Raw genomic sequence first — 19,699 nt, forward strand, 5'->3', positions numbered from 1 at the left:
AGTGCAATGAGAGCAAAACAAAGTCTATGGGCGTTTGTGCTAGGCGTGGCGGTGCTAGTGAGTGGCTGCGGGCAGAATGATGGCAAAAATGAGGCGCAAAAAACAAATATGGTGGAGCTCAAAGTAGGGGCTACGCCCGTGCCACACGCAAAGATTCTAGAAATCATCAAAGAGGATTTGCAAAAAGAGGGCGTGCGGCTTAGCATCGTGGAGTTTTCTGACTATGTGACGCCAAATCTTAGTCTAAATGATGGGAGTTTGGATGCGAACTTTTTCCAACACAAGCCCTATTTGTATGAGATGAACAAAGAGCGCAAGCTCGATCTCGTCGCGGTGGCGGATATCCACATCGAGCCTATGGGGTTTTACTCATCAAAGATTAGTGATATCACAGAGCTTGCACAAGGCAGTGCGATCGCTATTCCAAACGATCCTACAAATGGCGGGCGCGCGCTTATCCTGCTACACAACAAAGGGCTTATCACGCTAAAAGATCCTAGCAATCTCGCTAGCACGCAAGCTGATATCATAGAAAATCCAAAGGGCTTTAAAATCATCTCCATAGAGGCGGCACTCCTCCCTCGCATAGTCAAAGAATACGAGGGCGCAGTGATAAATAGCAACTTTGCTATCCCTGCGGGATTTAGCTCCAAAGACGCGCTTATCATCGAGGATCGCAGCTCGCCCTATGTCAATGTGCTCGTTGTCAAAGCTGCCAATATCGACAATCCGCACATTCTCAAGCTCAAAAAAGCACTCCAAAGCCCCAAAGTCAAGGAATTTATCGAGCAAACTTACAAAGGCGAGCTCGTCCCGGTGTTTTAGTCAAAGTCTTGCGATATTTATACGCTTATGGTTTGGGTGCTTGCCCTTAGGCGAGTGCCTGCCCTCACATATCTCGCCCATTTTGCCACTAGCTTCTTGTGTGTGAGCCTTATCTCAAAACTCATCACTATAATCCGCATTCATATCGACTACAATCTCTTCATCGAGTTGTTCTAAATCTGTCTTACTCATTTTGTTAATGTTGTGTTTATAGGTTGCATAAGCCTTGCTTTTTTTGAGTGGTATTGATTGTGGTTCCTTGATTTTTTCATTGAGCTTAGATTGCAGTGCGCAAGGGGCGCAATTTAGCCACTCTAGAGCCTAGTATGTCTTGCATTTTTGCTTATCATCTAGTGCGCAGTCTTTGGACTCTGCGTCCCAAAAATCTGTATAAAACTTACTCGCCCTTAAGCCCAAATGCTCACTCATAAACTCCTTTTCATTGCTAGAAAATACCATAATGCAGCCGCCATTTGCGATATATTCTTGTGCAAGTTTTGCGCTTTTGTCATCTCTTAGCGCGCTTGTGTGGGTGGCTACCATAGGGATGGCAAGCTCTGTGGCTAGCTTAAAGTCCTTGGTGGAGAGCATAGGGTATCTGATACCCTCCTTGTGGGCTTTGTAGTAGTTATTTAGCCCAAAGACTTCGACTAAGATTCTCTCCCCAAACTCTAGCTGTGTGGCGATAGCCCTAAAATCATTGAGCTTGTCGGTTACTAAAAACACCGATGGATTTTGTCTAAAAATCTCATTGATAGAATCCCTGCCAAGCGGGGTAAAGATCCCATAAATTTTGGCTTGGCTGATATACGCCTTGCTTGGCTGGGCGTTAGATTCTATGACTTGGCGCGTTGGTGATACCATAAAAATGCGCATAATCGTGCGCGCCAAAAATCTCCCCATCACTATCTAGCATCAAATCTAGCTCGATAAACCTATAGCCCTTATGGATACTTGCTAGCAATGCCTCTTTGGAGTTGGAGTATGTGTAGGGCTTGCCCTCGTGGATAATCGCCCCGCCAGCGTGTGCGATGAAGTTTTGCCAATCCCCTAAGTCCCTGCTAGAGGGAAATGCGCACTTCTGGCGCGCGGAGGCAATCTGTGTGGCTATGTCGTGGTATTGTGAATCTACTTTGTGCGTTGTGAGTAGGGTATGGATCTCTGCTAGGCTTTTATGCTTATACAATGCCCCCCCCCCCGATACACGCTAGCAAAGCCACGGCGATGATAGAAATCTTTGCTTTCATTTGCTCTCCTTTAGTTTGGTTTTATCGAGATTCCAAAATCCCTCATAGATTTTTGAGGGGGCTCTGAGCCCTTGGGCGAGGCTCTGCTCCCCTAGAGATTCTAGAAGTGTTTGGGAATACAGGGGGTTGCGCCCTAGCCCAAATCGCTCTATGGAAATCCCTAGAGATTCTAAAAAAAGCGGTGTGATGTCAAAGTGGCTAATAAGCCGATTTTTTAGCTTCTCTTTTGGGAAATGCGTGTTGATAAAGGCGTTATATACGCTGCGCTTTGTATCGGGCGGGAAAAAGTCTTGTTTCATGCTTTTGTGATCGCCTAAGATGATGATACTTGTATTGTCTTTGAATCTCGAGCTCTGCACCCATGAGACAAAATCGTTGATGATTTTATCCGAGCAGCGCACAGCGTTTTGAAAGGTTTTTTCAAAGCCTTGGCAGTATTGCGTATCCACAAAGCCATTGGGGTGGTGGGTGTCCATCGTGGAGATATAGAGCGCAAAGGGCTTAGATTCTGTATAAGCTTGTAGGTAGTCTTTGGCAAATGCAAAAATTACAGAATCTTTCGCGCCCCACATACCTTGGAAATCCCCTTGGAGCATTTGGCGGGATTCAAAGTATTTGTAATCACGCATTGCTATCTTGTGGCTAGTGAAAAATCCTCGCGCAGCAGCAAAATCCGCTGAAGTGCCTTGAAACATCACCTGTGCATAACCCAATGAATCTAACACATCGCCCAGACACACTGCCGAGTGGAGATAGTAGCGCGCGACATTGTCATTATAGCCGCTTTTGTAGGGGAGTTGGGTTTGGGGGATAGCGCAGTTATAGGAGATGAGCGCGGCTATCGTCCAGCCCGTGCCTATGGTTTGGACGATACCCCCTAGCGCATCCGTGGCGCTAAAGTTGTCATTTGCAAGCGCGAGTTGTGTAAGGTTGGGGATTAGCTCGCCAAAGGGCGCATAGGTATTACCCCCCCCCCCCAATTCCTGTCGGAGTGCTTTTAGCACTATAAGTGGATTCTAGAGATTCAGCAAAGATCACGATGAGATTGCGCGGACTTTGGAGGCTCGCAAACTGCGTGGCAATCTCCTCAAGCGGAGGAGTGGCATAATGGCTCTCATAAAAGCTCCCATAGGCTTTTGAAGCATTTTGCGCGAGAAATTCTCTGACTTGGAACTTCGTATCTATGAGCTTTGTGGCAAAGGCGATGAACCCTAGGCACGCCACCATGCGCAGAGCAACGCTATGCCTCGCGCCAAAGCCAAAGACGCGCCTCACACCCGCACAGATCTTTGAGATACCAACGCGTCCCAAACGCCACAGCACACGAACGCCGCTAGCCAAAATGCGCAGGGGCACGACGAGCGCGAGACTTACAAGGAGACTTGGCAAAAGTGCCTTGAGGGCAAAGCCTCTGATAAAGGCGGGATCGGTATCGGCGATGGGGTATTGGATATGGAAGAGAATCTGGGCTATCTCCACCTCCGCACCAAAAGTCTTTTTAATCCAAATCGTGGCAAAAATAAGCAAAAAAGCCAGAAAAAAGCTCGCAAAAAGGGCAAGAGAGAGAAAAAATCGTTTGTAAGACATCACAATCCTTAAAGTAAGCAATGGCAGAGAGGAAGGGATTCGAACCCTCGAAGGCTTGCACCTTACACGCGTTCCAGGCGTGCTCCTTCAACCACTCGGACACCTCTCTACATAAAGGGTGCTATTATGCCCACAACAGCTTTAAAAGATTCTTATACCCTGCGCGCTTTAAATCCCATTCAAACCCCAAAGCGCGCGCAATTTACACAAATACACTACCATTTAGATTCACACAAATCTCACACAAAGGAGCGTTATGAGAGGTATTGTAGCCATTTGCATAATGTGGGCGTGTCTGGGGACATTGGGGGCTAAAAATCTGCAGGTAAGCGCCACAGGCTCCACACAGGAGGAAGCCAAAAACAACGCGCTTGAGGAGCTCTCCCAAAGTATCGCCGTGCAGGTGCGCACGCATAATGAGATAAAACAAGTGCGCATCGAGGATACCACCACAGAAGAGATGATAAGCCACATCACTTTAGAATCCAACACGCAGTTTATCAATCCCAAAATCACTTACCAAAAGCTCTCGCGAGATTCTTATGAAGCAAGCGTGCTAGTGGATAATCCCAAAGACTATCACGACGCTACCCAAAAGCTAAGCCTAGAGATTAACGCGCTAGGGATTGGGGTGGATACGCCCATCACGCAGCGTGATTTAAAAGAGAGAATCTACAAGCTAGAAAATATCCTAACCCAATACAAACTCTACCAAGCATACGCGCAGGTGCTTATTGCTATGGGCGAGGAGGTGCGGCACTTCCCCACGCAGAGTATGGCGTATTTTGCGAGCAAATACGCCTCGATAGATCCCGATATGTTTGAGCAAAGAATCGCGCCAAAGGAAGTGAGCACAAGCAGAATCTATCGCTACAAACACGGATATAGCTCAAGCGCGGGGCTGCTTGCAGCCATTAGGGCAAACGACGCAGATGGCGTGTATTCAGCACTCAAAGATGGGGTGAATCCCGACATAATGGACGAGTTTGGCAATACCGCGCTTATTTTGGGCATAACCAACGCAGAGATTGTAACCCTACTCCTAGAGTTTGGCGCAAATCCCGATGAAGTCAATAACGAGGGCTACACGCCGCTTATCTTTGCAAACGATCCAAGCATTAGTGCTAAGACTTGCACGAGTATCCAAGCACTCCTAGCCCACAAGGCAAATCCAAACCACACAATTGAGATCAATCACACTAAAATCGTGCCCATTATGCACTTTTATGAGAAGCACACGCCCGGATTTAAGGGCGAGTTTTGGGAGAGGCAGGGGCAGGTGTATTGTGACAAAAGCGAGGTGGTGAAGCTCTTTGTCAAAGCGGGTGCTAATGTCAATGAGCGCGACGATCACGCGCGCGGGATCCTCACGCTTGCCGCGATGTATGGGGATATAGATCTTACGCGCTTTTTGCTAGATTCTGGCGCGTTGGTGTATGCTAGGGAAGATCGTGGCAACTCCAACACAAGTGCTGGCAAGAGCATTCAGATGTTTTTAGACGACGCGATAAAAAGGGGTAGAATCTGGGAGCCAAAATGATGAAAAAATCGCTTGTAAGATTCTATAACACATAGCTATAACGCGCTTAAGTTTTAGCGTTTTGGAGCTCCCACGCCTTTTGCTCAAGCGTGAAATAGCGCTCTAGCTTAGAATCTAACTCGCTTTTTAACGCCTCTAGCTCACTTGCCAAAGCCGCTATGCCCCTTATTTGGTATGCCTCTGGGTTTGCTAAGTCAGATTCTAAATCCGCAATGCGGGCTTCTAGCTCATCGATCTCGCTGGGCAGTGCCTCTAGGGCTAGCTTTTCTTTATAGCTTAGCTTGCTTTGTGGCGCGCCCCTCTCATCGCCTTTGTGTGGATCTCGCGCCGCTTTAGACGCAGTATCACTTATGGATTCTATCTCGCTAATCTCCGCTCTAGCCTCTAGATACTCGCTATAGCTCACATACGCCACGCTCACCGCGCCCTCCCCCTCAAAGATGAGGAGCTTGGAGGCGAGCTTATCCACAAAATACCTATCGTGGCTGACAAAAATCACGCTCCCGCTAAAATGCGCGAGATACTCCTCAATGATATTCATCGTGCTGATATCAAGATCGTTTGTGGGCTCATCGAGAATGAGTACATCGACTTCTTTAGTAAAAAGCAGGGCGAGAGCTACGCGCTTTTTCTCCCCGCCGCTTAAAAAACCGATTTTTTTGTCCAAAAACTCCTTGGGGAAGAGGAAGTTTTTGAGATACCCATACGCGTGGATATGCTTCCCGCGCACCTCTACCATATTCCCGCCATTAGGGCAGAAAGTCTCTAGCAAATCCTTGCTATCATCTAGCATTCCTAAATGCTGATCAAAATACCCCACGCGTATCGCACCGCGCTTTATCACACCGCTACTTGGGGCACTCTCGCCTAGCAGGAGCTTGAGCAGTGTGCTCTTACCCGCGCCGTTTTTGCCCACCACGCCGATTTTCTCCCCCGCTAAGATTCTAAGGCTAAGGTTATCAATAAGCACCTTGCCATTTAGCTCCTTGCTGAGATTTTCGAGCTCAAAAAGGCATTTTTTGGCGTTTTTGCCCTCATCTGCGCTAAATCGCTTATACTCGCGCTCTAGCTCTAGCTTTAATTTACGAATAACGCTCGGATTTTTCTTTGCCTCCTCTCTGAGCTCGAGGATTCTTCTCTTGCGCCCCTCATTGCGCTTTAGGCGTGCTTTGACACCGCGCCTTAGCCACTCCTCCTCGCTTCTTAGGGTTTTTAGGAGATTTTCGTGCGCATTATTTAGCGCACGGAGCATCTCTTCTTTTTTGCGCAGGTAGCTGCTATATCCGCCCTCAAAGCCCGTGAGTTTGCCATTCTCCACCTCGATGATACGCGTGGCGATATGCTCGATAAAATACCTATCGTGGCTCACAAAGACGATACTAAATTTGCAATCTTGGATATATTTTTCCAAAAACCCCACCATCTCCACATCTAGGTGGTTAGTGGGCTCATCGAGGATGAGCAAATCCACGCTCCCAAGCAAAATCTCACACAACGCCACGCGCTTTTGCTCCCCGCCACTTAGACTCACTGCTAGCCTGTCTTTGAACTCCACGAGCCCAAATCGCTCTAACACCTCATCTACGCGCGATTGCAAATCCCAGCCATTGTGCTCATCGATGAAGTTGCTCACCTGCGCGTATTGTGCGAGCAAGTCTAAATCTTGTGGGTTTCTCTCAATCATTTGTGAGAGGGATTGTAGCTTTGTGTGTGCGTCTTTTAGCGTATTGAGAGCATTGGCGATCACTTCCTGCACGCTTGCATTTGGCGGGAAGCTTGGATTTTGAGCAAGCGAGAGGATTTTTAGATTTTTGGGCACAATCCGCTCTCCAGAATCTAGCTCTATGCTCCCCTCGATGAGTTTTAGTAGCGTGGATTTGCCCGAGCCATTGCGCCCGATTACCGCAACGCGCTCGTGTGAGGAGATACTAAAATTGATAGATTCTAAAATAGGCGTGTGCTCGTAGTATTTACTTGCACTAAGCAGGCTGCACAAAGTCATAGCGATTACAAATCTTAAGAGCTAGGTTGTGAAAGCGTGAGGTTTTTTATATCTGAAGCTTTAAGCAGCATAAACTTCGTATCTTTGTTGCGCTTAGAGGACACGCCGGCTTTGAGAATCTCCCTAGGATTTGAGAGGCGCAGCTCTGAATCTATAAAGCATATCTCAAACTTCATCTTATTTACCGCGGTAAAAAACTCAATCTCTTTTTGGAACACATACACATAGTTGTTTTTGGCTAGGGCGAGGATTTTGACTTTCAAATCCAGCTCAAAGGCTTCGCTCTCGCAAAAAATCACATAATTTTTGTAGCCCTTGCTGTATCGTTGGGCGTAGTTGTAAATCACGCTCTCATTATTGCTCATCTTGGCTTTGTTGAGATGCTTTATGTGGTTTTCGACAAAAGTCATCGCGCAAAATGGCGAGTTGATATGCTGACGGAAAAACACATTTTTAATAGCTTGTGAGCCCATACCCAGATTCCATACCTTATCATCAAGCCTCGTGCCACAGATATCTAGCGCCTCTTTTGTCTTATCCACAAGCACTTGATAGATTTTATTAAACACCACTTCAAAAGTCGCAAAATTATCCTTCACAAATGCCTCACTCATACCCTTAAGCCTAGCGATAAGCATATCGATATTTTTGGTATCGCTTTTGGCTTTTGCCACGATTTTCCCAATCTCTATTTTTTTAGCCTCAAGCACCTTGGGATCGCCCTTTTTGGCGTCAAGCTTGGCTTGGATAGAGCGCAGCTCCATACCGCACACGCGCACCTTGTTTTCTATCTGGAGCTTTTTTTCATTAAACACCTCGATGGCGCGCAGCACGCCCTTGTAGTGGTATTGTGCGTCTAGGAAGCATTCTTTATAGATTTTGGAGGCATTGACATTGACATTGGTTTTGAAGTGGTTGTAGGAGTATTCAAGCTGCTTTAGGGTTTGAAGCTCGGAGGTGAAGTTATCCATCGTGATATGGCGATCGTTATAGACGAGAAAATCAATAGCCTTGCTCAAAAACGGCTTGATGATGAGATAGCTGAGCATTATGCCCTGTGTGGGGGTAGAATCTTTTTGTATCGTATCCAAAAATGCGATGGCATTAAACTCATCACGAAAAAAAGCCTTGATACACTCCTGCGCGGAGGCACTTAGCTCGATTTTAGAGAGCTTGACATAATTTGTCTTAGCAAAAATCTGCTTGGCGATATTTGCCTTGGCGTCAGCCTCCTTTGCCCTTAGCTCCTCATCGGTATTGGTGCGCCAAAAGTCAATCTCGCGCAAAAGCCCGCCCTCTGGGAAGCTCTGATAGCTTGACGCTCTACAATCCACAATCGTATAGCCATTATCATCACAGCGAAACTCCACAAACATACCCACAGCTGGCATTGTCCTAGGATCGTGCCAACTATTGCCGCGGAGCTCAAAGATTTTCTTAGATGCGTTGGTAACCACGCCATTTTTTGTCTGTGTCGAATAGCGCAGAATCTTGCCGTGCATTCCCTCTCCTCCCCAAAGCCTAGATTAAGTCGTTTGGGCTGCATACTACATCATTTAGCTTTAAACTTACGATATTCCGCCCAAAACTCCCCTCCCCTCGCCCCGCAATCGTAACAAATAGTAACGAAAATCGCGCACAATATGCTATAATTTAGCCCATCACTTGTCATTTTAGCTAAAGGATTCCCTATCAAAAAACCAAAAAAAAGCGCGAAAAACTTCCATAGCAGAATCTATCTCTATATCTTTAGCAACATCGTGCTAGTCTTCCTCTCTATGGCTACTATCGTGGGCGAGAGCGGCGCGGTAGGGGTGCTGGGGCAGCAGTTTGCGATGATAAACCTCAGCATTTTTGGCTACATCGGCTATGTGTATTTGCTTTTTTTGCTCTATCCAGCGTATTATTTCTACAAACACCCCGAGCTTAGCTTTCACAAGCTTGAGCTGCTCATCGCTTGGCTGCTTGGGTTTGTGAGCCTGCTGCTAGCCCAATCACTCCTTTTTTCTAGCGGACTTTTTGGCAATAGCGTGGTGCATTTGCTGCAGGGCTTTATCGGCGTTTTTGGTATGTGGGTGCTCGTGCTAGGCTGCCTCTCACTCTCCATACTCGTAGCCACACAGAGCAATATCGATACGATTTTTAGGCACTCCCGCTTTTTGCTCACAAAAGCCTATCGCGCGATTGTGCCTCTAGCGCGACGCTTTCTCACAAAGCTATGGGCGATGATATTAGCCTTTTTCACGCTACTACGCTCGCTCTATGCGCTAGGCAGGGCATTTGTCTCCAAACTCTCTGTAGCAATGACAAACACCGCCAAAAAGGGCTACCAAGCTTGCGCGCAAAAGATTCAGTGCTACGCCCAAGCGCGAAAGGAGCGCGAAAAAGAGCGCATAGAGCATCTCCAAGCCATACACACCCTCTCGCTAGATTCACTCCCCAAAAATGCGCACAATCTCCCACAGGAGCTAGATGAGCACCCACAAGCCCCACTGACACCACAAGTCCCACAATCTGATTTAATCTCTAGCGTGGAGTTAGATTCACACACGCCCACCACACCCATATACGCGCCCACGCACGATGGAGTGAGTGGCATAACTCCCACCACTGCCGCGCACGACTTACCCACCGCGCCCGCGCATAATCCCTCCTCTTATCAGTCCGTGATGGCTACGCGCGATAATGCCTCGGATTTGCACATCGAGCTTGTGCAAGATAGCGCGCTCGATTCAGAGGCATTGCTACAAAAGCATGTGCAGGAGTTTAAGCAACGCTATGAGTTCAAGTCTAGCCCCAAGCCCCCACAGCCACCCCAATCTAGTGAGTTTATCCAAGAAGTCTCCCTCTCTAGACAGCAAGAAATCACCCAAAACGCGCTAAATAACGCCTACAAAACAGCTTATTATGGCGCGCACATCACGCCCAAAGCACCCAAAGCTAGGCTAGCTGCGTCACAAGATTCAGCGCGTCCTAGCGAGGGCGGCACTTTGCACCCCGCTCCGCTTGATATACAAGCCATCATTGCTAATTCTCATCAGGCAAACTTCACCAAAGCTCCCAAAGCTAGGCTAGCCACACCACAAGATTCAGCGCGTCCTAATGCGCCTACTCCTTTAGAGCCCCGCGCCCCACAACGCCCCGCGCCGCATTCACAACCACAAGATTCACAGCCGCACAATACAGAATCTACACCACCACAAAGCGCGCAGAGCGCGCCCCACACAGCCCAAAATCCGCACGCCGCGCAGAGCGCACACAATCCACAGCCACCCACGCCCAAGCCCGCTAGCGTCGCAGAGCTCATCTCTAGCCTTGATATCCAAGAGATCGCGCCCCAAGCCCCCGATACGACGCACACAGCACCAAACCACACGCCCACAGATTCACAGCCCCAAGATTTAGAATCTAACAACGCACAATCTATGCCCCCACTCCAAGACTCCCCTAGCCTAGATTCACACGCGCCCACAGATACGCTTACCACGCCCACGCACGACGCTCCTGCCGCGAGCGATTTGCACGCGCCTAACGCGCCACACACGCCTAGTGCGCCCACTCCATCTCTACAATCACACTTTATAGAATCCACGCCACAACCCACACCCCCGCTAGATTCTATAAATGCGCTAGATTCTGTGCCTCTAGATTCTGTGCCCGCGCCCTCCGCGCCACTCACACAATCTGCCTCCATAGATTTTGCACCCACAGAATCCACGCCTCTAGATTCTGCTCCAATGGATTCTCTGCCTCTAGATTCTGTGCCCAAAAAAGCCCCCATCGTGCGTGAGCTTGAGGAAAACACTGCATTGCTAAAAAGCCTTGATTTTGGCAAGCGCGCCGCGCCGCTAAACTTCAAACTCCCGCCAACAAGCCTCCTAAACCAGCCCGATTATCACAAAAACGAGATTGATGAGGTAGAAATCGATACCAAAAGCGAGATTTTGCTCGCCAAGCTCAAGACTTTTAAAATCGATGGCGATGTCGTGCGCACCTACACAGGTCCCATCGTTACTACCTTTGAGTTCCGCCCCGCGCCCAATGTCAAAGTCTCTAGGATCCTAAACCTCGAAGACGATATCGCGCTTGCTCTCTCGGCAAAATCTATCAGGATCCAAGCCCCCGTGCCGGGCAAAGATGTCGTGGGTATAGAAATCCCAAACAATACTATTGAGACGATATTCCTGCGTGAAGTGCTAGAATCTGAGCTCTTTAAAAACGCGCAGTCCCCTCTCGCGCTCGCCTTTGGCAAAGATATCGTGGGCAATCCATTTATCCAAGACTTGCGCAAGCTCCCACACCTGCTCATCGCGGGGACTACGGGCAGTGGCAAAAGCGTGGGATTAAATGCGATGATTCTCTCCCTGCTCTATCGCAACTCGCCCGATATGCTAAGGCTAATGATGATCGATCCCAAACGCGTGGAATTTGCGCTCTATAGCGATATACCCCATCTCATCACGCCCATCATCACTGATCCCAAAAAGGCGATCGTGGGCTTAAACAACGCAATGCACGAGATGGACAGACGATACGAAAAGATGAAAGATATGCGCGTCAAAGATATCGAGGGCTACAACAAAAAGGCGCGTGAAGAGGGCGAGGAGGAGATGCAGTATTTTGTGATTGTGATTGATGAGCTTGCAGATCTTATGCAGACTTCTGGACGTGAAGCTGAAGCCCCGCTAAGCCGTATCGCGCAAATGGGGCGCGCGTGCGGTATGCACCTAATCATCGCCACCCAACGCCCAAGCGTGGATGTCGTGACAGGCACGCTAAAGGGCAATCTCCCCTCGCGCATAAGCTACAAAGTCGGCAGCAAGGTGGATTCTAAAGTGATCCTTGATGATGTGGGCGCGGCAAGCCTGCTGGGCAGGGGCGATATGCTCTTTAAAATCTCAGATACGATTATGCGCCTGCACGCGCCATTTAGCACTGAAGCGGAAATAGAATCTGTCGTGGAGTTTCTCAAATCCCAGAGAGAGCCCCAATATGACAAAAGCTTCCTGCTCGATGACAAGGAGCAAGTGCTCGCAGGCGGGGAGAGCAAAGATGAGGGCGATGAGGATATGCTCGAGCAGATTAAGCGATTTATGCTTGAGAGTGGCAACACCTCATCAAGCAGCGTGCAGAGGCGATTTAGCATAGGATTTAACCGCGCCACAAATTATGTCGAGCAGCTTGAAAAAGAGGGCTTCCTCTCTAAGCGCAACGCTAAGGGCGTGCGAGAGATTATCCGCTAAGGAGAATGTATGCACTCACACTTTAGATTCAGCACTTCTGCGCACACTAGGGATGCAGACGCGGGAGTATGAGGCGGATTTGGATATATTGAGACAATAAGAGCTAGATTCATAAAATCCGCTAGCGACATTGCAGAATCTAGATTGGGTTTATAAAAAAGGTGCTAGTCTAAATCGCGTTGATGAGGTAGCAGCATTAAGAGATTCTATAAAAATGCAATGTATGCTCGCGTAGCGGAGTGAGTGGCAATTCACTTGCCACGAGCAGCAACGAGTTTCACGAGAGTGAAACTTGCACAAAATGATGGGCTCGCGTAAGCGGAGGGGTAAGGGGCTTTGCCTCACACCCCGATAACAAGTTTCACGAGCGTGAAACTTGCATTATAGATACAAACCTACTTCGTAACAGGTGCTTCAAAGCCGATATTCACTTGCGACCAAGTCATACCCTCGTGCAAATCATACACAGCCTTTTGGAGATTTGCTCTAGCATCTTCGAGCTTAAACTCGCCCAAATCAAGCACGCCACTTGCCTTTAGCACACCATTTGTGATTTTGTATTCCATTGGCACTTTGTTGGTTTTGCCATTCATCTTGACAGAGGCGAGCAGTGTGCCCTGATCCTTGCCCTCTACTACATTGCGCAGCGTTACTTTGATCTCTTTTTTGCTAAATTTTGAGAAGAAAAAATCACGCAAATTCGCATTTTTCACATCATCATTGAGCTCGACTTTCATCGGATCGATGCTCACACTCGCTCCCTCAAGCGTAGAGGCGATAGAATCCCTTTGCTTGCCAAACTGAAACTTCGCATCTGTAAAGCTCCCGCTCACCGCAGCCTTTGTAGGAGTTTTATACGCAGTCCATACGACATTGACTTTGTCTGTGTCGATACTCGCAGCGTTAAGCCCTACTGCACCCAATAAACCTATAGCTAGCATTTTTAGCTTCATGATAAATCCTTTGTGGTAAATTCACACATTATGTGCGTAAGGTGCATTATAGGCAAAATAGGGTAATCAAAAGTTGCACATACCAAAATTCCATAGAATCTAAGCCCTAGCGCACGCCCCTAGCGCGCCAAATATTTGCTATTTTGTGTTTTTTGGTTTGTATCATTAGCCCAAAATTTTGCAAAAGTGAGGGTTGTAATGGTTTTAATACTGCTTTTTTTGTGCGCGTATATTGTGCCTAGTATCGCACTAAACCTCCTGCAAATCGCGCATATCAAATCCGCTCTTACCCAAAAAGCCGTGCTTTTGGATTCACTAGATTACAAAAAAGCCGGGAATTACGCCCTAGAAAATCTCTACCTTGACACATTGCACAAACTCATAGAGCTCGGGTTGTGCGTGTTTTGGGTGGGCTTTGGGCTCTCATTTTTTTGGCAGTGGCTCTATGATTTGGGACTTAGCGAGGTGTGGCATCATATCGCGTTTTTGCTCCTCTTGCTTCTTTTGCCACTCTTTGTCTATCTGCCTCTAAGCCTCTATGAAACCTTTAGCATTGATAAGCGTTATGGCTTTTGCAAGCAAAGTGTGGGCTTATTTTTCATCGATTTGTTCAAATCAAGCCTTCTTAGTATCCTCATTGGCGGGGCGATTTTTTATGTGCTCTTGTGGGTGATGGATAGCTTTAGTCTGTGGTGGCTTGGGGGCTTTGTGCTGATGTTTGGCGTGGTAGTGGTGGCAAATGCCATCTATCCCACGCTTATCGCCCCGCTTTTTAACAAATTCACTCCGCTTGAGGATAAAGAGCTACAATCACGTATAGAGGGGCTTTTGGAGCGAGTTGGATTCAAAAGTAGTGGGGTGTTTGTGATGGACGCGAGCAAGCGCGATGGGCGGCTTAATGCGTATTTTGGCGGTATCGGCAGGACCAAGCGCGTGGTGCTCTTTGACACATTGCTTGAAAAAATCAGCAAAGACGGGCTTTTGGCGATTTTGGGGCACGAGCTAGGGCATTTCAAGCACAAGGACATACTCAAAAATCTCATCATAACAAGCATTTTTCTCTTCGCGCTCTTTTTCCTCGCTGCGCACCTGCCACAGAGCTTTTTCGCCCAAGCCTCCCTGCCACAAGAGAGCACCACGACTTTGGCACTGATTTTTTTGCTCTCTCCTGTGATTTCATTTTGGTTTTTGCCCTTGATGGGGTATTTCTCACGCAAGGCGGAGTATCGCGCTGACGCCTTTGGGGCTTCCCTCTCCTCCAAACGCTGCCTTGCCAACGCGCTTGTGCGTCTCATCAATGAAAACAAAGCCTTCCCCAGCTCGCATTGGCTCTATATCTGCTTTTATTACTCCCACCCACCGCTTTTGGAGCGACTTAGGGCGTTGGATTATGAGATTTAGCGCGCAGCTCGCGCTAGAATCTGCGCGCAAGATTCTAAGCACAAGCGCGCTTCAAATCGCCCAGCCAGATCTCCGCATAGGATTAGAATCCCAAATCCTGCTTGCCCATCATCTACAAAAAGATCGCGTGTTTCTCCACGCCCACCCCGAGACTTTGCTCACTCCCACGCAAGCGCGGCGGTTTTTTGACTCGATCCAAAAGCGCGCCCTAGGCTATCCGATAGAATACCTCACGCACAAAGTGAGCTTTTATGCACGCGAGTTTGACATAGATTCACACACGCTCATCCCGCGCCCAGAGACAGAGCTACTCATTGACAAGGCACAAGAGGCATTGTGCGCGCATAATCATCGCATAGTCGCAGAGGTAGGCACGGGCTCGGGCGTGATAGCCATTACGCTTGCGTTGCAAAACCCACACATCCACATCTATGCTACGGATATAAATCCCCGCGCCCTTGCCCTAGCGCGTCAAAATGCTAAGCGTTTTGGGGTGGATTCACAAATCAGCTTTTTGCACACCTCGCTGCTTGATGGGCTAGAGCACATTCATATCGATATGCTCATCTCAAATCCCCCATATATCCCAAATGCCTACCGCCTCCCGCTAAGCGTGTGCTATGAGCCAAAAGAAGCGCTCTTTGGCGGGGAGGTGGGCAGCGAGATATTGCACGCGCTCATAGGGCTTGCTAAGGCGCGCCAAATCGCGTGTGTGTGCTGCGAGATGGGGCACAACCAAAAGGCAGATATACAAGCCTTTGTGCGCGATATGGCGCATAAATCTCTAGCCTTTTACACGGATTTAAGCGGTTTTGATAGGGGATTTATCCTAGAATTTCCGGCAAGCCAAACGCGGAATCTAAGGCAGATTCAGAATCTAGATTTAGAGTTTTGGTTTTAGATTCAGATTTAGAATCTAAAGAGCACACACAATCCAATCAAAACTTAGAATCTAGCCTCTTAGATTCGCATTCCCACGAATATTTTCTAATTTTTAGAATCTTGTGTATCGCAAAAGAAAAAGGGGTTTATCCCCTCCCCGTTTCCTTTAGCCCCGAAAAAGATAAAGCGCCGCGTTTTTGCTGCGCTACGCTTGCAACCCGTTGGGTCTTTTTGCGCAGCCACAAAGTATATCTTTTGGCGGGAGTGCCTCGCTATCTCCTTGTCTAGGCAAAAATGCTAAAAATGCACTCCTGCATTTTTTTAACGCATTTTTAACACCACGACAAGGGCGAGTGTCGGTTGGTGCTGACGCACTTCCACATTGATTTGATTTTTGCGTTGCAAAAATGGCAGAATCTAAAGATTTGGAATCTTTAGATTCTGCTCGGTATTGCGCTATCGCGCCCATTGATTGTATTTGGCATTTGAAGTGGTGGATTCTGTGAGTTGATTAGATTCTGAAAAGCTAGATTTTAGGTTTTGATTGGATTGTGTGTGCTCTTTAGATTCTGTGCGTTTGAGAATCTCTCGGGCTAGGTTCTGTAAAAGCCTTAGATTCTGAATTTTCTTTAGATTCCGCGCTTATCCCAAACACCAAATTAATATATGTTTAAAAAAATATAGTGTAAAATCGCCGTATTTCACATCCAAAGGAGGTTTTATGTTATTACGCGTTGTGTTAGCGTGCGGGTTGCTTGTGAGCAGTGCGCTTGCGGAGAAGATTCAGGTTTTGGCGGCGGCAAGCCTTAAGTTTGTCCTAGAGGACATCAAAAATGAGTTTTTGCAAACTCGCGAGGGTGATAGCATTGAGATTAGCTACATCTCTTCAGGCAAGGCGTATGCGCAGATCCAAAATGGCTCGCCAGCGGAGCTTTTCATCGCGGCAGACACCGAGTATCCCCAAAAGGTTTATAAAGAAAAATTGGGAGCGGACAAGCCACAGAATTATGTGCGCGGCAAGCTCGTAGTCTTTAGCGCGAACAAAGATTACGACGCAAGCACGCCAGAAGTCCTCAAAAACCCCGCCATCAAGCACATCGCCATCCCTAATGCCAAGCTCGCCCCCTATGGCGTGGCGGCAGAGGCGTATATCAAAAGCGCGAAGCTAGAAAAGCTGCTCAATCCCAAGCTTGTGCTTGGTGAATCCATCGGGCAGGCGACTACCTATGTGCTTGAAGGCTCGGCAGAAGTGGGCTTTAGCGCGCTTTCTATGGTGATCAAAGAGGCGCAAAAAGAGGGGAGTGCCATCACTTACGCCATCATCGATGAAAAGCTCTATAAGCCCATCGTGCAGTCTCTCATCATCACAAAGGCGGGCAAAGATTCTAAGCTAGCCAAGGATTTCGCGCAGTATGTGCTAGATTCTAAGGCGCAAGAGATTTTTAAATCCTATGGTTACGACGCGCCATAATCGCGCACACCACGCACATCGGGTATATCGCGCACACCACGCACGGGCGCGCAGATGAATGCACTTGCTTACACGATTGCAAACATCAGCACGGAGGGCAATCTAAGTCTTTTAAGCCTTGAGACGCCCATAGGTGCGCTTTGGGTGCTTTTGCTCGCTACACAGGATATGGGTGAGGATATGCGCGTGGGGGCACGCGGGAGTGCGTATTTTAAGCCCACCCAAATCCTGCTAATGCCCCAAAATCCCGCCCCCTGCACGCATAATTGCTTTGCCTCGCGTATCGCGCGTATCCAAAGGGAGGCGATTTTGAGCCTTGTGAGCCTTGAGGGTGGCATTAGCGCGCTAGTGCCCACGCGGAGCATTGAGGGCTTTAGCGAGGGGGATTGCTGCTTTTGGTGGGTAAATCCTAGCGATATTTTGTTGCAGTCTTAGAGTTTGGCTTGGAAAATCTGTGCAAACGCCAAAACACGATTTAGATTCTAAAACGCACTGACAGCTCGCGTAAGCGGAGTGAGCGGGGATTCACTCTCCACGAGCGGTAACAAGTTTGCTTTAGCAAACTTGCATAAAATGATTAGGTTCTACTCGAGTTTATAGAAAAGGTGCTAGCCCAAATCGCGTCAATGAGGTGGCGGCACCAAAGATTCTAGAATCTCGCATTTAGATTGCGTGTATGCTCGCGTAAGCGGAGGGGCGAGGGGCTCTGCCTCACGCCCCGATAACAAGTTTTTGCCGTAGCAAAAACTTGCATAAAATGATGGAGCCTAGTCGGGTTTATAGAATCTGCTCCATTGCCACATCGCGTTCCTGACGCGCTGACACTAGAAAATCACAGAATCTCGCATTTAGATTCTGTGTATGCTCGCGCAGCGGAGGCAATGAGGGCTTTGCCCACATTGCCGATACCAAGTTTTTGCCATAGCAAAAACTTGCATAAAATAATTAAGGAGCTTAAACCCTATGGATTTTTTGGATTCTGAATTTTTGCAAACAATGCTCCTCACCTTCAAGCTCGCGCTTTACACCACCCTGCTCTTACTCCCCATAGGCATAGCCCTCGCCCTGCTCCTAGATTCTCTGCGCTCAAAGCTTAGCATTATCCTGCACGCGCTCATTTGGATGCCCCTTATCCTCCCACCCTCCGTGCTTGGATTCTATCTGCTTGTGTTTTTCAATCGCCACAACGCCCTGGGCGCGTTTTTGCTAGAGCATTTCTCCTTTCAGCTCGCCTTTAGCTTTGCCGGACTAGTGGTGGCGAGCGTGATTTTTTCTCTGCCATTTATGGTAAATCCTATCAAAAACGCGCTCTCCTCCCTCCCACCCTCGCTCAAAGAAGCCAGCTACACGCTAGGTAAGGGTAGAATCTACACATTGTTGTTTGTGCTCTTACCCAATGTCAAATCCTCGATTTTGCTAGGTTGTGTTACGAGTTTTGCGCACACCATAGGCGAATTTGGCGTGGTGATGATGATAGGAGGCTCGCGCACGGGCGAGACAAAAGTCGCGAGTATCGCCATCTATGAGCAAGTCGAGACGCTAAACTACACACTTGCGCACCAATACGCGCTCACGCTCTTTGTGGTGAGTTTCGTGAGTTTGTGCGCGATATTTGCCCTCGCACGCGCCAAAACTCATATTTTATAAAGGGCTCTTATGGATATCGTTTTTGAATGCAAGAAAAACCTGCACACACCGCACACTTCCTTTAGCCTTGAAGTCTCACAGGGCTTAAACTTTGGGGATTTTCTCGCACTCTTTGGCAAAAGTGGCGCGGGCAAAACCACGCTCCTTAGGATTTTCGCTGGGCTCACGCAGCCCGATAGCGGCTATCTCAAAGTCGGCGATGAAGTGTGGTGCGATGAGGGATTTTCCCTCCCGCCCCAAAAGCGTAGCATAGGCTTTATGTTTCAGGACTACGCGCTTTTCCCACATCTGAATGTCTTACAAAACATCACCTTTGGGCTTAGCAATAAAAAAAACCTCGATTTTGTGCAATGGCTTGTAGAGATTATGGAGCTTGAGCCTATCCTTACGCGCCACACGCACCAAATCTCGGGCGGGCAAGCCCAGCGCGTCGCCCTCGCACGCGCCCTAGCGCGCAAGCCAAAGATTTTGCTGCTCGATGAGCCTTTAAGCGCGCTAGATTCTCTAATGCGCCTAAATCTGCAAAACCTCCTAGCCAAGCTTCATCAGCAGCTAGGGCTTAGCACGATTCTCATCAGCCACGAGATCACAGAGATTATGCGCCTAGCTACAAAGGTTTGGTGTATCGAGGGAGGCAAGGTCACTCAAAGCGGGAGTGTGGATGAGATTTTTGGCGCTAGGCTAAGTGGCAAGGTGCAGCTCAGTGGCGAGATACTGCGCAAAACCCCACAGGGCGTGGTGGAGATAATCGATATCGTGTGTGCTTCAGAGGTGGTGCGCGTGCTCTATCCTGCTACTAGCGCGCGGGAGTTTAGCGTGGGCGATAAGGTGCTTATTGTCTCCAAAGCCTTTAATCCGCTGCTTTTTAAGCTCCACCTTTAAGCCAAGCCCAACGCAAAAC

At 48.3% G+C, this 19,699-nt stretch carries 17 protein-coding genes and 1 tRNA gene; 9 read left to right on the forward strand and 9 right to left on the reverse strand.

All coding sequences use genetic code 11. The features are described 5' to 3' along the window. The first annotated feature begins 6 nt into the window (after nt 1-6). On the forward strand, nt 7-825 hold the full coding sequence (locus ACH2BK_RS02975; protein ID WP_394997883.1) for a MetQ/NlpA family ABC transporter substrate-binding protein: 819 nt from the start codon (nt 7-9) through the stop codon (nt 823-825). 17 nt (nt 826-842) lie between these two features. On the opposite strand, the gene ACH2BK_RS02980 is transcribed toward ACH2BK_RS02975, so the two are convergent. The 6 genes from ACH2BK_RS02980 to ACH2BK_RS03005 form a co-directional block, all read right to left on the reverse strand. After that, nucleotides 843-965: a hypothetical protein gene (locus ACH2BK_RS02980; RefSeq protein WP_395002035.1), complete on the reverse strand. Its 123-nt coding sequence runs from the start codon at nt 963-965 to the stop codon at nt 843-845. 181 nt (nt 966-1,146) lie between these two features. Further along, nucleotides 1,147-1,716, reverse strand: a complete 570-nt coding sequence (locus ACH2BK_RS02985) for a hypothetical protein (protein ID WP_395002036.1) — start codon at nt 1,714-1,716, stop codon at nt 1,147-1,149. Beyond that, nucleotides 1,655-2,011 carry a hypothetical protein gene (locus tag ACH2BK_RS02990; RefSeq protein WP_395002037.1) on the reverse strand — a complete coding sequence of 119 codons (357 nt, stop codon included), beginning with the start codon at nt 2,009-2,011 and terminating at the stop codon, nt 1,655-1,657. The genes ACH2BK_RS02985 and ACH2BK_RS02990 overlap by 62 nt, the downstream gene beginning before the upstream one ends. Before the next feature lie 57 nt (nt 2,012-2,068). Further along, complete coding sequence (locus ACH2BK_RS02995; protein WP_395002038.1) at nt 2,069-3,076, reverse strand: sulfatase-like hydrolase/transferase; 1,008 nt, start codon at nt 3,074-3,076, stop codon at nt 2,069-2,071. Further along, entirely contained in the window at nt 3,036-3,659 is a 624-nt protein-coding gene (locus tag ACH2BK_RS03000) for a hypothetical protein (protein WP_395002039.1), read from the reverse strand. Before ACH2BK_RS03000 ends, ACH2BK_RS02995 begins: the two co-directional genes overlap by 41 nt. Nucleotides 3,660-3,680: 21 nt before the next feature. After that, nucleotides 3,681-3,768, reverse strand: a tRNA-Ser gene (locus ACH2BK_RS03005). A gap of 147 nt (nt 3,769-3,915) precedes the next feature. On the opposite strand from ACH2BK_RS03005, the gene ACH2BK_RS03010 reads away from it, so the two are divergent. Then, the gene (locus ACH2BK_RS03010) at nt 3,916-5,199 is read left to right on the forward strand and encodes an ankyrin repeat domain-containing protein (protein WP_395002040.1); all 1,284 of its coding nucleotides are present in this window, start codon (nt 3,916-3,918) and stop codon (nt 5,197-5,199) included. A 46-nt stretch (nt 5,200-5,245) separates the two neighbouring features. Here ACH2BK_RS03010 and abc-f read toward each other — a convergent pair whose 3' ends face one another. After that, nucleotides 5,246-7,201, reverse strand: coding sequence for a ribosomal protection-like ABC-F family protein (gene abc-f, locus ACH2BK_RS03015; RefSeq protein ID WP_395002041.1), 1,956 nt, complete (start codon nt 7,199-7,201; stop codon nt 5,246-5,248). 14 nt (nt 7,202-7,215) lie between these two features. Next, nucleotides 7,216-8,703 (reverse strand): hypothetical protein, encoded by a 1,488-nt coding sequence (locus ACH2BK_RS03020; RefSeq protein ID WP_395002042.1) that lies wholly within the window; start codon nt 8,701-8,703, stop codon nt 7,216-7,218. A gap of 258 nt (nt 8,704-8,961) precedes the next feature. On the opposite strand from ACH2BK_RS03020, the gene ACH2BK_RS03025 reads away from it, so the two are divergent. After that, entirely contained in the window at nt 8,962-12,444 is a 3,483-nt protein-coding gene (locus tag ACH2BK_RS03025) for a DNA translocase FtsK (protein ID WP_395002043.1), read from the forward strand. A gap of 395 nt (nt 12,445-12,839) precedes the next feature. Here the strand turns inward: ACH2BK_RS03025 and ACH2BK_RS03030 are convergent, their stop codons facing one another. Continuing rightward, on the reverse strand, nt 12,840-13,397 hold the full coding sequence (locus ACH2BK_RS03030) for a YceI family protein (RefSeq protein ID WP_394997895.1): 558 nt from the start codon (nt 13,395-13,397) through the stop codon (nt 12,840-12,842). A gap of 198 nt (nt 13,398-13,595) precedes the next feature. Between ACH2BK_RS03030 and ACH2BK_RS03035 the strand changes: the two genes are divergently transcribed. From ACH2BK_RS03035 to ACH2BK_RS03060, 6 genes are all read left to right on the forward strand, one after another. Next, on the forward strand, nt 13,596-14,798 hold the full coding sequence (locus ACH2BK_RS03035) for a M48 family metallopeptidase (protein ID WP_395002044.1): 1,203 nt from the start codon (nt 13,596-13,598) through the stop codon (nt 14,796-14,798). Continuing rightward, entirely contained in the window at nt 14,788-15,699 is a 912-nt protein-coding gene (gene prmC / locus ACH2BK_RS03040) for a peptide chain release factor N(5)-glutamine methyltransferase (RefSeq protein ID WP_395002045.1), read from the forward strand. Before ACH2BK_RS03035 ends, prmC begins: the two co-directional genes overlap by 11 nt. 702 nt (nt 15,700-16,401) lie before the next feature. After that, the gene (gene modA, locus ACH2BK_RS03045) at nt 16,402-17,151 is read left to right on the forward strand and encodes a molybdate ABC transporter substrate-binding protein (RefSeq protein WP_394997899.1); all 750 of its coding nucleotides are present in this window, start codon (nt 16,402-16,404) and stop codon (nt 17,149-17,151) included. Between the two features lie 54 nt (nt 17,152-17,205). Next, nucleotides 17,206-17,586, forward strand: a complete 381-nt coding sequence (locus ACH2BK_RS03050; RefSeq protein WP_395002046.1) for a hypothetical protein — start codon at nt 17,206-17,208, stop codon at nt 17,584-17,586. A 537-nt stretch (nt 17,587-18,123) separates the two neighbouring features. Continuing rightward, a complete protein-coding gene (gene modB / locus ACH2BK_RS03055) occupies nt 18,124-18,798 on the forward strand; it encodes a molybdate ABC transporter permease subunit (RefSeq protein WP_395002080.1) in 675 nt (224 codons plus the stop codon). Between the two features lie 9 nt (nt 18,799-18,807). Continuing rightward, the gene (locus ACH2BK_RS03060) at nt 18,808-19,680 is read left to right on the forward strand and encodes an ABC transporter ATP-binding protein (RefSeq protein ID WP_395002047.1); all 873 of its coding nucleotides are present in this window, start codon (nt 18,808-18,810) and stop codon (nt 19,678-19,680) included. The last annotated feature ends 19 nt before the right edge of the window (nt 19,681-19,699 follow it).

Origin of the sequence: uncultured Helicobacter sp. (genome assembly GCF_949282165.1) — a bacterium.
GTDB lineage: Bacteria > Campylobacterota > Campylobacteria > Campylobacterales > Helicobacteraceae > Helicobacter_F.

Excerpts from the sequence above, each read along its gene's own strand:
- ACH2BK_RS02975 (WP_394997883.1), top strand. The coding sequence starts at position 7 with ATGAGAGCAAAACAAAGTCTATGGGCGTTTGTGCTAGGCGTGGCGGTG.
- ACH2BK_RS02980 (WP_395002035.1), bottom strand. The coding sequence starts at position 965 with ATGCGGATTATAGTGATGAGTTTTGAGATAAGGCTCACACACAAGAAG.
- ACH2BK_RS03000 (WP_395002039.1), bottom strand. The coding sequence starts at position 3,659 with ATGTCTTACAAACGATTTTTTCTCTCTCTTGCCCTTTTTGCGAGCTTT.
- ACH2BK_RS03010 (WP_395002040.1), top strand. The coding sequence starts at position 3,916 with ATGAGAGGTATTGTAGCCATTTGCATAATGTGGGCGTGTCTGGGGACA.
- abc-f (WP_395002041.1), bottom strand. The coding sequence starts at position 7,201 with ATGACTTTGTGCAGCCTGCTTAGTGCAAGTAAATACTACGAGCACACG.
- ACH2BK_RS03020 (WP_395002042.1), bottom strand. The coding sequence starts at position 8,703 with ATGCACGGCAAGATTCTGCGCTATTCGACACAGACAAAAAATGGCGTG.
- ACH2BK_RS03030 (WP_394997895.1), bottom strand. The coding sequence starts at position 13,397 with ATGAAGCTAAAAATGCTAGCTATAGGTTTATTGGGTGCAGTAGGGCTT.
- ACH2BK_RS03035 (WP_395002044.1), top strand. The coding sequence starts at position 13,596 with ATGGTTTTAATACTGCTTTTTTTGTGCGCGTATATTGTGCCTAGTATC.
- prmC (WP_395002045.1), top strand. The coding sequence starts at position 14,788 with ATGAGATTTAGCGCGCAGCTCGCGCTAGAATCTGCGCGCAAGATTCTA.
- modA (WP_394997899.1), top strand. The coding sequence starts at position 16,402 with ATGTTATTACGCGTTGTGTTAGCGTGCGGGTTGCTTGTGAGCAGTGCG.
- ACH2BK_RS03050 (WP_395002046.1), top strand. The coding sequence starts at position 17,206 with ATGAATGCACTTGCTTACACGATTGCAAACATCAGCACGGAGGGCAAT.
- ACH2BK_RS03060 (WP_395002047.1), top strand. The coding sequence starts at position 18,808 with ATGGATATCGTTTTTGAATGCAAGAAAAACCTGCACACACCGCACACT.